Source organism: Enterococcus sp. LJL90, assembly GCF_056924355.1.
The window spans coordinates 86038-99983 of sequence record NZ_JBXPBQ010000004.1; the positions used below are offsets into that span (position 1 = coordinate 86038).

Consider the following 13946-nt stretch of genomic DNA (forward strand, 5'->3'; position numbering starts at 1 on the left):
GGAGGATGCAAATCAATGTCTATCAAAATCTTAAACAAAAAATCAGGGCCAACAATCAGTAAATATATCTATGGTCACTTTGCAGAACATTTAGGTCGCTGTATTTATGAAGGTCTTTATGTAGGAACAGATTCACCAATCGCCAATGTAAATGGCATGCGGACGGATGTTGTGGAAGCACTGAAAAATATTAAAATTCCCGTGTTGCGTTGGCCGGGGGGCTGTTTTGCTGATGAATATCATTGGAAAGACGGCATCGGTGCCAAAGAGAACCGCAAAAAAATGATTAATACTCATTGGGGCGGTGTTGTGGAGAATAATCATTTCGGAACCCATGAATTTTTTGAATTGGTTAAGCAGTTAGAGTGTGAAGCCTACGTCAATGGTAATGTCGGCAGCGGCACAGTTCAGGAAATGTCTGAGTGGGTGGAATACATTACGATGGCCGGTGTTTCACCGATGGCCGATTGGCGCAGAGAAAATGGGCGTAAAGAACCGTGGGAGATGAAATTCTTTGGTGTCGGCAATGAAAACTGGGGCTGCGGCGGTAACATGCGCCCTGAATATTATGCTGATTTATATCGTCGCTATCAAACGTATGTTAGACAATACGGCGACCAAAAAATTTATAAAGTTGCTGGTGGGGCCAATGTTGACGATTATCATTGGACTGATGTTTTAATGAAGAATGCCCACTGGCTGATGGATGGCTTAAGTTTACATTATTATGTGCATCCCCAAGGGTGGGAGAAAAAAGGCAGTGCCTTAGATTTTGATGAAGCAGAATGGTTTGTCACCTGTCAAAAGGCGGCTTATATGGATGAGTTAATTACTCGCCACAGCACCATCATGGACCAATATGATCCAGAACAACGAGTGGGCATCATTGTTGATGAATGGGGCACATGGTTTAGCGCTGAACCTGGCACAAATCCGGGCTTTTTATATCAGCAAAATACAATTCGTGATGCAATGGTAGCGGCGATTACTTTAAATATTTTCCATAACCATGCAGAACGGGTGCACATGGCAAACATTGCACAAACAGTTAACGTCCTGCAGGCGATGATTTTAACTGATGGCGATAAAATGATTAAAACACCAAGTTATCACGTTTTTGATTTATACAAAGAGCATCAAGACGCTGAGCGGGTGGACTTATATGGTCAGGCACCAGAAACAATAACATATACGGCTTCAAAAAAAGACGGGGTCCTGCAGTTATCTATTTGCAATTTTGCAGTCAGCGGCTCAGAGGAATTGAGTTTTGAGATGGAATCAGCGATAAAAGCTGTCAAGTCAGCTCGCTTCATCACGGCTGATAAAATGAATCAGCATAATGATTTTGATTCACCAGAAGAAATTGTTATTCAAGATTTTAAAGATTTCGCAACTGCGGGGGAAAATTTAACCGTCACAGTTCCGGCGATGAGCGTTATGACACTCGCAATTCAATTGTAAAATGGCTTGCCGTGGATGCAATATTCAGACGGAAGTGGAGGCAGCCGATGTTGCTAGCTTAATTGCCGAGCAATTGGCTTTAGAAATAAATTTAATTCATCCAGAAATTGCTGAACAACGTAAAACAATTTGTGAGGCTTGCCCGTTTCGTTTTAAAGAAACCTGCAGCAAGTGTGGTTGTTTTTATGAATTTCGGGCCAACTTAGCAAATAAAGATTGTCCAGCTGGTTTCTGGAAATAAGAATAGGCTTGGGACATCCAGTTGGAGGTGCCAAGCTTTTTTTAGTAGGTGAATAGATGGAAGATGTTAGAGGGGTTCATGACCCAACGATTATTGAAGCAAATCAGCAATTTTATTTATTTTCAACAGACACGCAACAACCGCCAACTCAAGGCGTGCCAATTCGAGTCTCGAAGAACTTGTCCGATTGGCAGTTTGTCGGCGCTGCCCTAAAAGGAGTACCGCAAGAAGCACAGGAGTGGAGTCAGGCTCAAGGGCTTTGGGCTCCTGATGTTGTCCAAGTGGGGGCAGAATTTCGCATGTATTATTCGGCTTCAACTTTTGGCAGTACAACCTCGCTGATTGGTCTGGCAACGGCCGCTGACCCAAGCGGCCCCTGGACCGATCAAGGGGCAGTAGTTAAAACCAATCCAGAAATTGCTGCCCATAATGCAATTGATGCGAATCTCACTTTGGATCGTGAGGGCAATCAATGGCTAGTCTATGGTTCATTTTTTGGCGGGATTTATTTAGCGAAGATTAATCCTAAAACAGGTAAATTATTTAACCCTGACGATTATGGAATAAAAATTGCTCAGCGGCCGCAGACAGTAGATGGGGCAATTGAAGGGCCTTTTATTTATTATCATCCTGAAACAGATTATTTTTATTTATTTGTTTCCTTTGATTCTTTAAACGATAGCTATAATATCCGGGTCAGTCGGGCTCGGGAAATTACGGGGCCGTATCTTGATTTAGCAGGTCGCAAAATGATGGACTTTGACTCCCCACCAAGAGAAATTGGTGTTAAACTTTTAGGGAGTTATCAATTTGCTAAAGAAAATCCCGTCTATGGACCGGGGCACAATTCTATTTTTAAGACGTCTCAAGGAGAGTTATTTTTAGTTTATCATTATCGGCGGCGACCTTTTTCCGATGAATTTTACTTAGGCATCCGTAAACTTTTTTGGTTGGATAATGGTTGGCCCGTCGTAGCTGCTGCAACAATTGGGGAGATTGGTGAAATAGAAACGTTAGATACATTAACTGGCTCTTGGGAAGTGGTGACGTTTGATTATACTGAGACATTGAAAAAAAGTGTCCTTCAAGAAGTAGAAATTAAGCGTCTGAATGATCAGTATTACTGGAATGAAATGCAAATTATTCCCTATAGTATCGATCAGCAGCTTTATTTTTCTGGATTAAATCATCAGGGCGTTGCTGTTTTTGGGAAAAAATTTAAGGAGGCTAACAATGATTTCACCAAAAGGCTGGAATAGCTGGGACAGTTATGGTGCCTCAGTATCAGAAGCTGAGGTTAAGCAAAATGCATTATGGTTAAAGGAAAATTTATTGGAATTTGGCTGGGATTATGTCGTTGTCGATATTCAATGGTACGAGGCGACGGCCGATTCCTCTTTGTATCATAATTTTGCTCATTTAACGATGGATCAGTTCGGTCGACTGCAGCCGGCTGTCAATCGTTTTCCATCAGCAACAGGCGAAAAAGGTTTTAAACCATTGGCTGATTTTGTTCATGATTTGGGTTTGAAATTTGGCATTCACATAATGCGGGGGATTCCTAGAGAAGCAGTGCATCAGCATTTGCCAGTTTTTGGTACTGATAAAACGGCGGATCAGATTGCTTTGAATAATATTTGTCCGTGGAATGCTGACATGTATGGTGTCGATGTCAGTCAGCCGGCTGGACAAGCGTATTATGACAATCTTATCCAAATGTATGCTGATTGGGGCGTTGACTTTATTAAAGTCGATGACATTGCCGATTCAAAAATTTATCACGGTGCCCACAAAGAAGAGATTGTGGCTTTAGCTCAAGCCATAAAAAATTGTGGTCGAGAAATTGTCTTGTCTTTATCACCGGGACCGGCTCATCTTGAAGATGGCAGTTTCTTGCAACAGCACGCCAATATGTGGCGCTTAACTGATGACTTTTGGGATAATTGGCCGCAACTTTATCAAATGTTTGAAAAATGTGAGCAGTGGGCGCCGTTAATTGAAAACGGCAGTTATCCTGATTGTGATATGTTGCCGCTGGGGCATATCGGGATTCGCTCAGTTGACGGTGGTGGCGGCAATCGTCAAAGTAATTTTACTCCTGCCGAGCAACAGGCAATGATGACTTTATGGGGAATTTTTCAATCGCCGCTGATGTTCGGCGGTGAGCTGACAGATATAAATGAAGCAACGTACCGCCTGTTAACTAATAAGGACTATTTAAAAATGCACGAGAGTCTGAATTATCAACGACAAATTTTCCGAACAGACGAATGGGTTATCTGGTTTGGGAAAAGTGCTGATACTGAGTATTACGCTATTTTTAATTTGGCGGATGAAGAACGCCAGCTACCAGACGACTTATTGTCAGCCTATTTTTCAGGAACAAACTTTTTTGATATTTGGCAGGGCACAACTTGGCAGCCTGGAAAACTAGCGGCCCACGGTTCAACTTTAATCAGAAAGGAAAATTAGCATGCGGGAATTTTCATTAAAAGAAGTCAAGATGCAGGATGATTTTTGGCGGGGGTATCAAAAATTAGTCGCCACTGAAACCATTCCTTATCAATACCAAGTTTTAAACGATGAAATTGAAGTGGATGTTCAGGCGGAGCGAGAGGATAATAATTTGCCGGCCGGTAAAAGTCATGCGCTAGCCAATTTGCGGATTGCTGCGGGTCAGGAAAAAGGCGAGCACTTTGGCTGGTTTTTTCAAGATAGCGATGTCTATAAATGGTTAGAGTCATTAGCCTACAGTCTGTTGAATCAGCCGGATGCAACTTTAGAAAAGTTGGCCGATGAAGTGATAGACTTGATTGCAGATGCGCAAGAGGCAGATGGTTATTTGAATACTTTCTTTCAATTGACTCGCCCAAATTTAAAATATCGGCAATTGTACTTTAGTCACGAGCTGTATTGTGCTGGGCATTTGATTGAAGCGGCGATAGCTTATGATTTAGCTACTGGCAAAACAAAACTTTTGGCAATTGCTGAAAAATTTGTCGAGCACATTGCGGCTCATTTTGGTACTGAGCCACAAAAAATTCAAGGGGCAGACGGCCATCAAGAAATTGAATTGGCCTTGGTGCGCTTGTATGAACATACAGGGAACCAAGACTATTTAAGCTTGGCGGATTTCTTTATTGATGTGCGGGGGAAAGACCCGGAATTTTATGCAAAAGAAATTGTTGAAAATATCGAGTTGGGTTTATCGACTGAAACGCCATTGGTCAATTTAGAATATTTGCAGGCCTATACTCAGCCAAAATATCAAACCAAAGGGAAGGGACATGCTGTACGGATGCTTTACATGGCCAGTGGGATGGCAAAAATTGCCCAGCACACGGCTGATAAGCCTTTGCTGGCAGCCTGTGAAGCAATTTGGCAGGATATTGCCGGAACAAAAATGTATATCACTGGTGGTGTCGGCTCGACGGTGCAAGGGGAGGCCTTCACGGGTTCTTATGATTTACCAAACGAAACGATGTATTGTGAAACGTGTGCAGCCATCGCCTTGGCAAATTTCTCCTTTGAAATGTTCAAATTGACAAGTCAGCATCAGTATCTGGAAACAATGGAGCGGGCCCTTTACAATTGTGTTTTGGCTGGCGCCGCAATTGACGGCAAGCATTTCTTTTATGTAAATCCGTTGTCTGTTAACCCAGACCACTGTGCTGAAAATCCCGATTTAGGACATGTCAAGCCACAGCGTCCTGATTGGTTGGGCTGCGCCTGTTGCCCGCCAAATTTTGCCCGGACAGTTGCCAGCGTTCAGCATTATTTTTATACAAGAGATGAAGAAACTCTGCATGTAAATTTATTTGGCGCCAGTCAAATCGTGACAGCTGATTTTCAGTTGCAACAAAAAACTGATTTTCCTTATGATAACCAGATTAGCTTGATTTATCAGGGAATACCGCAAAAAATTATTTTGCGGAAGCCAAGCTGGTGGCAAAATATTGAGATTAAAACCGATGGAAAATATCAAGAATTTGCCGATTATTTAGAATTTCAAGGGGGAACGCAACTAGAAATCCAACTTACGTTTTCCCAACCAGTCAAAGCAATGATTGGGAACCCCTTGCTTCAACAGACAATTAACCAGACGGCCATCCAACGGGGTCCATTTGTCTATTGTTTGGAAGAGCCGGGAAATGAAATTCCGGTGGAGCTATGTCATTTGCAGCCAGAAGATTTAGCGGCCGAAGTCTTTGAAACTGCTGATATTTTACCGCGGACACTGAATATTAAAGTGCGGGGGACTGCCAGTAAACCCTGGCAGGAAAAACTTTTGTACCAAGAATATTTTAAAGCTGAAACGGCAGCAGTGTGGCACCTAATTCCCTATCATTTGTGGGGCAATCGGGGACTAACTAAGATGAAAGTGTGGCTTCCGCTTCAATCATCTTAATTTTAATAGTCTGAAGTTTTAGAGAAGGGTAATCTGAAAATTATTAATTTTTTAGTAGCCAAATCTAAATTTTCAGGCTATTTTTGTATAAAAAACACATAAAGAACAATATTTATTTAAAAAAGTGACTATTTTCAGATGGAAAAGATTGCAATGTAAAACGTTTTCTTAGTATAATCAAAGAGAACTTGGATTTAAGTTTTAGTGCTGAAACGACATTTATTGCCTGTTCCAGCTTTTTTTATGTCTCTGAGTGTTTAATCACAGCCAGCTAAGCATGAAAACGGACGCTTCATCCTGTGAATAAAAATTACGAGCCATTTGGCGAGTAAATTTCCAGCATACATACACCGTTTTTAAACCAAGCCGTTCCTAACACTCAGTCGATGTCCAAAATAAAACATTTGTTTACAAATAAAAAGGAGGCGCAATGGGAAAAATTTATCTCAATAGGAGGTTCTATGGAAACTAACTTTAGCCAGAAAATCGCCATTTTCAAAAGAGGCGATTACTTTGACAATCAAAAATTAACTGTCATTTTTACGACAGTCTACACGTTATCTCTGCTAGCTTTTGGCATGATCCTGTCAAAGCCGCAGGAAATCATCAAAGGTCTCAGCAAAATATTCAATTCCCCCAGTCACTTAATTACCGACTATTTCGCATTGACGAACTTTGGAAGCGTTTTTATCAACAGCGGCTTATTAACGATGCTGAGTTTGATTATTGCAATTCGCATCAAAGTACCAATGGACACAAAATTTGTCGCAGCTATTTTTTCCGTTTCGGGTTTTTCATTTTTCGGGAAAAACTTATTCAATTCGCTGCCGATTATCATCGGCATTTGGCTGTATTCAAAGGCCGTTAATCAACCCCTCAATAAACATTTCAACACAGCCTTATTTGGCAGTTCACTTTCGCCTGTGATTAGCTATTTAGCTTTTGGTCTAAAGCTACCGTTAGCAGCAGGAATCTTCATCGGCCTAATCGCCGGTATTTTAATGGGCTTTTTTCTGCCCCTCTTAGCGGATCATTTCTTTCATTTTCATAAAGGCTATAATTTGTACAATGTTGGTTTTGCTTCGGGGATTATCAGCATGTTTATCATGGGCGTGCTAACGATTTTCGGGCAAACGGTTGAGACAGTCAATCTAATTTCTGACAACGCCCAACGACCGATATTAATTTTTTTAATCGGACTTTGTCTAACAATGATTTTGGTCGGGGCTTTGAATTATCATATTGAAGTTGGCAAAAATCAAAAAGTTTTTGACCGAGAAAAACACCATGTGGCTGTTGGCTTAATCAATATGGGCGCCTTAGGAATTTTTCTAATCGGTTATATTATCTTGATTGGTGGTGATTTCAACGGGCCAATTCTCGGCAGTATCCTGACTATCATCGGTTTTGCTCCCTTAGGCATACGCGTAAACAAGGCTTGGCCAATCCTTTGTGGCGCCTTTTTAGCGAAACTATTCGGCATTGTTGACATCGCTAGTTGTAGTGCAATCATGTCTGCGCTATTCGCTCTAGGGTTAACACCACTGAGTCGGCGTTTTGGTATTTTTTCCGGCATCATCGCTGGAGTGTTGCACATTTCGATTGTCGGCAATATTTTTTTCCTACATGGCGGCTTAAATCTCTATAATAATGGCTTTACCTGCGGCTTCGTGGCAGCTTTTCTGTTGCCGATTTTTGAATATCTTAAAACCAGCCAGCTTTTTATAAAAGTTGCCAGACAAGGGCTGACTCTTCAAACTACTATTAAAAGAATTCCAGGAGAGCTATTTAAACGGCTAAAAATGAATATGAATATTAAAAAGCGTTTGTCATAAAAAACGCTGAGTTTTCGACCTTTCCCTTTGCCAATAATTTCATCTGGCGTATACTGAAATGGTATACAAAAAATGTGAAAAATAATCAGTAGGAAAGGAAGTTTGGCGAATGAAAATTGGTTTTATCGGAACAGGTGTCATGGGGGCAGCGATTGTCCGCAACTTGATGGCAGCAGGTTATTCAGTCAATGTTTATAATCGGACGAAAAGTAAGACAGATGCGCTTGTAGCAGAAGGGGCAGTCTGGTATGACAATCCTAAAGAAATTACGGCGGCTAGCGATGTTGTCTTTACGATGGTTGGTTATCCTAGTGACGTTGAAGAAACCTATTATGGTCCATTGGGAATTTTTGCGACGGATGTAACGGGTAAAATATTAATTGATATGACGACTAGCACGCCAACTTTGGCTGAAAAAATTGGTAAAACGGCGGCTGAAAAAGGTGGCGAGGCACTGGATGCGCCTGTTTCTGGTGGCGATGTTGGTGCCAAGAATGGGACGCTGACCATCATGACAGGCGGTTCAAAAGAAGCCTACGACGCAGCCTTGCCAATCTTTGAAAAAATTGGCAAAACAATTTCCCGTCAAGGAAATTCTGGAGCTGGTCAGCATACTAAAATGGCCAATCAGATTATGATTGCCGGCACGATGTTAGGCATGTCAGAAATGTTGGTTTATGCTAAGGCTGCTGGTTTAGATTTGCAGGATGTCATGGCAGCATTAGGCGGTGGCGGGGCAGCCAATTGGTCGATGCAAAATTATGGCCCACGGATTTTGAAAAATGATTTTGAACCGGGCTTTTTCATTAAGCATTTTATTAAAGACTTGCGGATTGCATTGGATGAAGCGAAAAAAATGCAGCTTGATTTGCCGATGACGACCCTAGCAGAAAAACTTTATGACCAACTGGCCAACGAAGGCTTGGAAAATGAAGGAACGCAGGCGCTGATTAAGTATTGGTGGAAATAATTCCCGATTATTTTTAAGAAATTACTCAAAACTGTAGAAATGTAATGCATGTTGCAGACTCTTTTGATACAATAATACAGAAATGATAAGGAGGAGGCGCCTGTATGAAACATTCACAACTGGTGGCAATTATTAAACGTCTTGAAGCGATGACGGAAGCCACAGATAACGAAGTACAAGTTCGCCGTTTTGAAAAAGACGGAGTTGAAAAATGTACGGTTACCTATGATCAATCCACAGATACTTTTGAACTTACTGAAAGTGACAGCAATCAAAGCTATCAATTTGATAATATTGATATTGTAGCCATGGAAATTTATGATTTAATTCAATAAACCTTTCCAAAAAGAGCAATTCCTGCGTAAAAGGAATTGCTCTTTTTCATTTTGGCGAAACGTCTTCGCCAAACCATTTATCTGAGATTTCTAAAAATTTCCCATTACTCTGTAAAGCTTTTAACGCATCATTGATTTTGGCAACTAAAGTGGTGTCTGTTTTTCTAGCGCCGACCGCAAAGTCTTCGGTCACAAAGCCGCCCTCCAATAAATTATAATTCTCCAAATCACCAGTTTGACTCAAATAATAATTGGCATAGACGCGGTCAATTAAAAGGACATCAATTCTTTGATGCTCTAAATCAATAAAGGCTTCATTAAAGCTGCTGTATAAAACAGCATCCTCATCAACTACCAAATCCTTAAGAATTTCCGGCTGCTGGGTGAAGGCATCATAGCCAGAGGAACCAGTTTGCGCCCCTAAGACTTTGCCCTGCATATCAGCAAAGCTTGTAATGCCGGAATCTTTGCGGGTAATTAAAACCTGATCATTTTCCATGTAGGTATCAGAAAATAAAACTTTTTCTTCACGGGCGGGTGTCACCGAGTAGCCATTCCAAATTAAATCAATGGTGCCGTTAGTCAGTTCCATTTCCTTTAGGGACCAATCAATCGGTTGAAAATCTACTTCGATGCCGTATTCCGCAAAAACGGCAGTCGCTAAATCAACATCAAAGCCAACTAGATAGCCGTCTTGATCACGAAACCCCATTGGCACAAAGGTATCATCTAAGCCGATAGTAACTTTGCCGCTACTTTGAATCGTTTCCCAAGTCTCTCCGCTGGTATTTTTCAAAATACCGCAGCTGCCCAGAAAAACCATTAAAACTAACAACAATAGGCTACCCAAAAATTTTTTGCTGCGGATTTTATTTTTCATTGTCACTCAGCTCCTCGGTCTCTAGTGGCTGAACCCGCAACAATTGATCACCAATATGCTCAGCAAAATCCCAGTCGTGGGTGACGACGATTTGTGTCATCTTGGCATTTTTCATCGATAATATCAATTGCTCCACCTGCTGGCGCAATTCTGGATCAAGGGCGCTGGTGGGTTCATCATAGGCGAGGACTTTTGGATTCATGGAAAGGGCTCGCGCTATTGCTAGCCGTTGTTTTTGCCCGCCGGATAATTGATAAGGATAGCTTGCTAATAAATCTTCGATGCCTAACAATCGGGCTAACTCACGGGCTTCCGTTTCACTGGCACTTTTATCTTTTTTTAAGACGAGTCTAGGCGCCAAAGTTATATTCTCTAAAGCATTTAAATGCGGGAATAATTGAAAATCTTGAAAAACGACACCGACGATCTGTTCCGTGGGATTGCCATCAGCCAAATTATACGAAGTGCCATCTAAAACCAGTTCACCGTTGTCTGCGGATTCTAAACCGGCTAAAATTCGCAGGAGAGTCGTCTTGCCACCGCCGGAAGGACCGACAATCGCCAAAATTTCTCCTTCAGGAATTTCCAGATTTAAATTACGAATTATATTTTTGCTGCCGAAACTTTTATTGATATTTTTTAAAGTAATCATGGTAAGCTCCTAACGATAATAATTTAAGCGGCTCTCGACTTGTTTTAAGAGGACAGTCAAAAGTCCCGTCATCACTAAATAAATCACACCGACACCGATTAAGGGCAGCAATGTTGCATCCCGTTCCATTGCAATTTGACCGGCGCGCATCACATCACCTAAGCCTAAGATGTAAATTAAAGAGGAATCCTTGACTAAATTAATCACCTCATTGCCAACTGAGGGTAGGACAATCTTAAAGACTTGCGGAATAATAATGCGACGCACCGTTTGAAAGCTGGAGAGCCGCAGGACCTTCGCCGCTTCGTATTGCCCTTTCGGAATTGATTGAATCCCGCCACGGAAAATTTCTGCAAAATAAGCCGCATAATTGATAATAAAGGTGACCACGGCGGCATCAAAGCGGTCACTGAAGACAATACCGATACTCGGTAGACCATAGAAAACAAAAATTAATTGGAGCAGTAAAGGTGTTCCCCGCACAATCCACACATATAATTGCAGTAAATAATTCAATGGCTTAAATTTGATTGCCAAGCCGAATGATAGCAGCAGACCCAAAATCAGTGAACCGACTAAAGTTAATCCAAATAGCTGCAGCGTAGTCACTGCACCCCGTAATAATTGGGGCATTACGCCGATTAAATATGAAAACATCGCAAATCCTCCTAAAATTTACCCAGACGAATGTAAAAATAAAAGCATCAATCTCTCAGAAAATGAAAATTTTCTCAGATAATTTTTGCTGTCACTTTGCCATCTAGCCCACTTATTATACATAATATTAAAATTAAATTAAAGAATAAAATTTCCTTACAGAGAAATTTTCAGAAAAAAGAATAAAAAAATTAGCGACAGTATTGGCAATTCTGTTTATTTAATTTGTTCAAACTGTCGAAATTCTTTAAATTAGAGACAACAAGTGCTTGAGAAAAAAGAAAAGCGGAGGACGAAAAATGGCACAGGCTTTAGTGGAAACAATTTTTGATGTATGTTATTTGGTGGGGGTTATTTCAGTTGGTGTCTTGATGGCAACTAAAGGAAAAAATGAAAGTATTGTAAAAAAATTCGGTTTGATGGCAATTTTACTGGGAGCTGGAGATTCTTTTCATCTGGTTCCTCGGATGTATGCTTTATGGACAACGGGTTTAGAGGCTAATGCTGCTGCTTTAGGAATCAGCAAGTTTATCACCTCGATTACGATGACGGTTTTCTATTTGATTCTCTATTACATTTGGCGGGAATACTTTGCAATTAAAGGAAGAAACGGATTGACCATAAGTATGTGGGCTCTAACTATTATCAGAATTGCTCTATGTCTTTTGCCGCAAAATGCTTGGCTGGATTATCAACAGCCGTTGCTATTTGGTATTTTACGCAATATTCCTTTTGCTGTGATGGGCATTATCATCATTGTGATTTTTGCTCAGGAGGTTAAAAAAGACAATGATAAAATTTTCAGCTTTATGCCGTTAGCGGTGACGCTCTCCTTTGGTTTCTATGCTCCGGTGGTCTTATTCAGTAGCAGTCTGCCGCTACTGGGAATGTTAATGATTCCTAAAACCCTAGCCTATGTCTGGGTGGTACTTATGGGCTGGCAGCTATACAAACAGAGTCAAATGGTTCTAAATTAAGACAACGAGAAACTTCGCGACTAAATTTAAGTTTGCTGAAGTTTCTTTTTTTAAAAAAAAGCAGACCTTATCACCAATTCCTTAAAACTTTTTTAAGCATTTTTAGTGAAAAAAATCCAAAAGTTATTTAAAATAGAGGTAACTAGTTCCATTATCAATTATATTGGGTGAGGGTTATGGGAGAGAGCTACTTTGGCGCCGAAGGAATAAATCGAGTTGCGCAGAACAACTCGATGAAGATCTCAGGCAAAAGGACCGTAATCTGACAAACCTCTGGAAAGTGCACATACACCGAAGGAGCAATCTAGTTTAGAGAATCTCTCAGGTCAATCAACAGAGGACGACTGCATATTTTTTTATGCTGTCGTCCTTTTTTGCTGGCTAAAAATTGAAAGCGAGGGGAAGACCATGCCAAAACACACACCGTTATACGAGGAGCACAAAAAAGCTGCCGGAAAAATGGTGGAATTTGCCGGTTATGAATTGCCGGTGCAATATCCAACAGGGGTCATCAAAGAACATCTGGCTGTGCGGGAAACCGCCGGGCTCTTCGATGTCTCCCACATGGGGGAAGTAATTTTTGAAGGAACAGACGCACTAGCTAATTTACAGCAGCTTTTGACCAATGATTTTTCAACATTGGCAATTGGTAAGGTTCGGTACACATTGATGTGTAATTACGATGGTGGTGTTTTAGACGACTTATTGGTCTACCGTTTAAATGAAGACAAATTTTTAATTGTTTTAAATGCTGCTAACAGAGAAAAAGATGTCGCTTGGATGGAGAGCCATTTATTTGGCGATGTGACGTTTGCCGATATTTCTGACGAGGTAGCGCAAGTTGCTTTACAAGGGCCTGTGGCGAAGGAAATTTTAAGCCAATTGACAGCCAGTGAAAATTTGCCGGAAAAATATTATTCCTTTAAAGAAGGAATTCTGCTTGCTGGTGTCAGTTGTTTAATTTCTCAAACCGGCTACACCGGCTCATTTGGTTACGAAATTTATTGTCAGGCCAGTGATGCTCCTAAATTGTGGCAGGCCATCTTACAGGCAGGCGCTGAATTTGCATTAATTCCAGCTGGCTTAGCGGCCCGCGACACCTTGCGTTTGGAAGCGGCGATGCCGTTATATGGACATGAGATGGATGAAACGATTACGCCGTTTGAAGCTGATTTAGGCTTTGGCGTGAATCTGGCGAAGGCTGATTTTATCGGTAAGCAGGCTTTGACTGGTAAGGAAAAGCCGGAAAAAACTAGAGTTGGATTGGAAGTTGTTGGCAAGGGCATTGCCAGAGAGCATGTCGAAATTTTTGCTAAAGATGGTCAGCCAATTGGTCAAACAACCTCCGGCACGATGAGTCCTTATTTGAAGAAAGCCATTGCGATGGCTTCAATTGATCGCAATTTTGCTGAGAGTGGCACGGAAATAGAATTACAGATTCGCAACAAGCGCGTGCCCGCTGTCATTGTTCCATTGCCTTTTTATAAACGGCCCAAATAAGGTAATTATTTTTTATTAATTCATAAAACG

At 41.2% G+C, this 13946-nt stretch carries 12 protein-coding genes, 1 pseudogene and 1 riboswitch; of the genes and pseudogenes, 10 read left to right on the forward strand and 3 right to left on the reverse strand.

The genetic code is table 11. The annotated features are described in order from the left end of the window. Window positions 1–15: 15 nt before the first annotated feature. The 8 genes and pseudogenes from AC1Z3S_RS10525 to AC1Z3S_RS10560 all read left to right on the forward strand — a co-directional run bounded on the left by AC1Z3S_RS10525 (window position 16) and on the right by AC1Z3S_RS10560 (window position 9250). Window positions 16–1461 carry an alpha-N-arabinofuranosidase gene (locus AC1Z3S_RS10525; protein ID WP_461740348.1) on the forward strand — a complete coding sequence of 482 codons (1446 nt, stop codon included), beginning with the start codon at window positions 16–18 and terminating at the stop codon, window positions 1459–1461. Between the two features lies 1 nt (window position 1462). After that, a complete protein-coding gene (locus AC1Z3S_RS10530) occupies window positions 1463–1702 on the forward strand; it encodes a DUF6171 family protein (RefSeq protein ID WP_461740349.1) in 240 nt (79 codons plus the stop codon). Between the two features lie 56 nt (window positions 1703–1758). Continuing rightward, on the forward strand, window positions 1759–2961 hold the full coding sequence (locus AC1Z3S_RS10535; protein WP_461740350.1) for an arabinan endo-1,5-alpha-L-arabinosidase: 1203 nt from the start codon (window positions 1759–1761) through the stop codon (window positions 2959–2961). Further along, window positions 2936–4174 carry an alpha-galactosidase gene (locus tag AC1Z3S_RS10540; protein ID WP_461740351.1) on the forward strand — a complete coding sequence of 413 codons (1239 nt, stop codon included), beginning with the start codon at window positions 2936–2938 and terminating at the stop codon, window positions 4172–4174. The genes AC1Z3S_RS10535 and AC1Z3S_RS10540 overlap by 26 nt, the downstream gene beginning before the upstream one ends. Before the next feature lies 1 nt (window position 4175). After that, window positions 4176–6110, forward strand: coding sequence for a glycoside hydrolase family 127 protein (locus tag AC1Z3S_RS10545; protein ID WP_461740352.1), 1935 nt, complete (start codon window positions 4176–4178; stop codon window positions 6108–6110). Window positions 6111–6571: 461 nt separating this feature from the next. Continuing rightward, the gene (locus tag AC1Z3S_RS10550; RefSeq protein ID WP_461740353.1) at window positions 6572–7945 is read left to right on the forward strand and encodes a DUF1576 domain-containing protein; all 1374 of its coding nucleotides are present in this window, start codon (window positions 6572–6574) and stop codon (window positions 7943–7945) included. A 103-nt stretch (window positions 7946–8048) separates the two neighbouring features. Then, window positions 8049–8915: pseudogene (locus AC1Z3S_RS10555) on the forward strand (NAD(P)-dependent oxidoreductase); the annotation flags it as partial. Between the two features lie 104 nt (window positions 8916–9019). Further along, entirely contained in the window at window positions 9020–9250 is a 231-nt protein-coding gene (locus tag AC1Z3S_RS10560; RefSeq protein ID WP_265458896.1) for a YkuJ family protein, read from the forward strand. Between the two features lie 46 nt (window positions 9251–9296). Here the strand turns inward: AC1Z3S_RS10560 and AC1Z3S_RS10565 are convergent, their stop codons facing one another. From AC1Z3S_RS10565 to AC1Z3S_RS10575, 3 genes are read right to left on the reverse strand one after another with little or no spacing between them, the layout of a single operon-like run. Beyond that, complete coding sequence (locus tag AC1Z3S_RS10565) at window positions 9297–10118, reverse strand: amino acid ABC transporter substrate-binding protein (RefSeq protein WP_461740524.1); 822 nt, start codon at window positions 10116–10118, stop codon at window positions 9297–9299. Window position 10119: 1 nt separating this feature from the next. After that, entirely contained in the window at window positions 10120–10782 is a 663-nt protein-coding gene (locus AC1Z3S_RS10570) for an amino acid ABC transporter ATP-binding protein (protein WP_461740354.1), read from the reverse strand. Between the two features lie 9 nt (window positions 10783–10791). Continuing rightward, a complete protein-coding gene (locus AC1Z3S_RS10575; RefSeq protein ID WP_461737907.1) occupies window positions 10792–11439 on the reverse strand; it encodes an amino acid ABC transporter permease in 648 nt (215 codons plus the stop codon). Window positions 11440–11738: 299 nt separating this feature from the next. Between AC1Z3S_RS10575 and AC1Z3S_RS10580 the strand changes: the two genes are divergently transcribed. Next, on the forward strand, window positions 11739–12416 hold the full coding sequence (locus tag AC1Z3S_RS10580; RefSeq protein WP_461740355.1) for a hypothetical protein: 678 nt from the start codon (window positions 11739–11741) through the stop codon (window positions 12414–12416). Between the two features lie 263 nt (window positions 12417–12679). Next, window positions 12680–12763: riboswitch (glycine riboswitch) on the forward strand. Between the two features lie 61 nt (window positions 12764–12824). Next, window positions 12825–13916, forward strand: coding sequence for a glycine cleavage system aminomethyltransferase GcvT (gene gcvT, locus AC1Z3S_RS10585; RefSeq protein ID WP_461740356.1), 1092 nt, complete (start codon window positions 12825–12827; stop codon window positions 13914–13916). The last annotated feature ends 30 nt before the right edge of the window (window positions 13917–13946 follow it).

Coding starts and splice junctions, on each gene's coding strand:
- AC1Z3S_RS10525 (WP_461740348.1), top strand. CDS start 16: ATGTCTATCAAAATCTTAAACAAAAAATCAGGGCCAACAATCAGTAAA.
- AC1Z3S_RS10530 (WP_461740349.1), top strand. CDS start 1,463: ATGGCTTGCCGTGGATGCAATATTCAGACGGAAGTGGAGGCAGCCGAT.
- AC1Z3S_RS10535 (WP_461740350.1), top strand. CDS start 1,759: ATGGAAGATGTTAGAGGGGTTCATGACCCAACGATTATTGAAGCAAAT.
- AC1Z3S_RS10540 (WP_461740351.1), top strand. CDS start 2,936: ATGATTTCACCAAAAGGCTGGAATAGCTGGGACAGTTATGGTGCCTCA.
- AC1Z3S_RS10545 (WP_461740352.1), top strand. CDS start 4,176: ATGCGGGAATTTTCATTAAAAGAAGTCAAGATGCAGGATGATTTTTGG.
- AC1Z3S_RS10550 (WP_461740353.1), top strand. CDS start 6,572: ATGGAAACTAACTTTAGCCAGAAAATCGCCATTTTCAAAAGAGGCGAT.
- AC1Z3S_RS10560 (WP_265458896.1), top strand. CDS start 9,020: ATGAAACATTCACAACTGGTGGCAATTATTAAACGTCTTGAAGCGATG.
- AC1Z3S_RS10570 (WP_461740354.1), bottom strand. CDS start 10,782: ATGATTACTTTAAAAAATATCAATAAAAGTTTCGGCAGCAAAAATATA.
- AC1Z3S_RS10575 (WP_461737907.1), bottom strand. CDS start 11,439: ATGTTTTCATATTTAATCGGCGTAATGCCCCAATTATTACGGGGTGCA.
- AC1Z3S_RS10580 (WP_461740355.1), top strand. CDS start 11,739: ATGGCACAGGCTTTAGTGGAAACAATTTTTGATGTATGTTATTTGGTG.
- gcvT (WP_461740356.1), top strand. CDS start 12,825: ATGCCAAAACACACACCGTTATACGAGGAGCACAAAAAAGCTGCCGGA.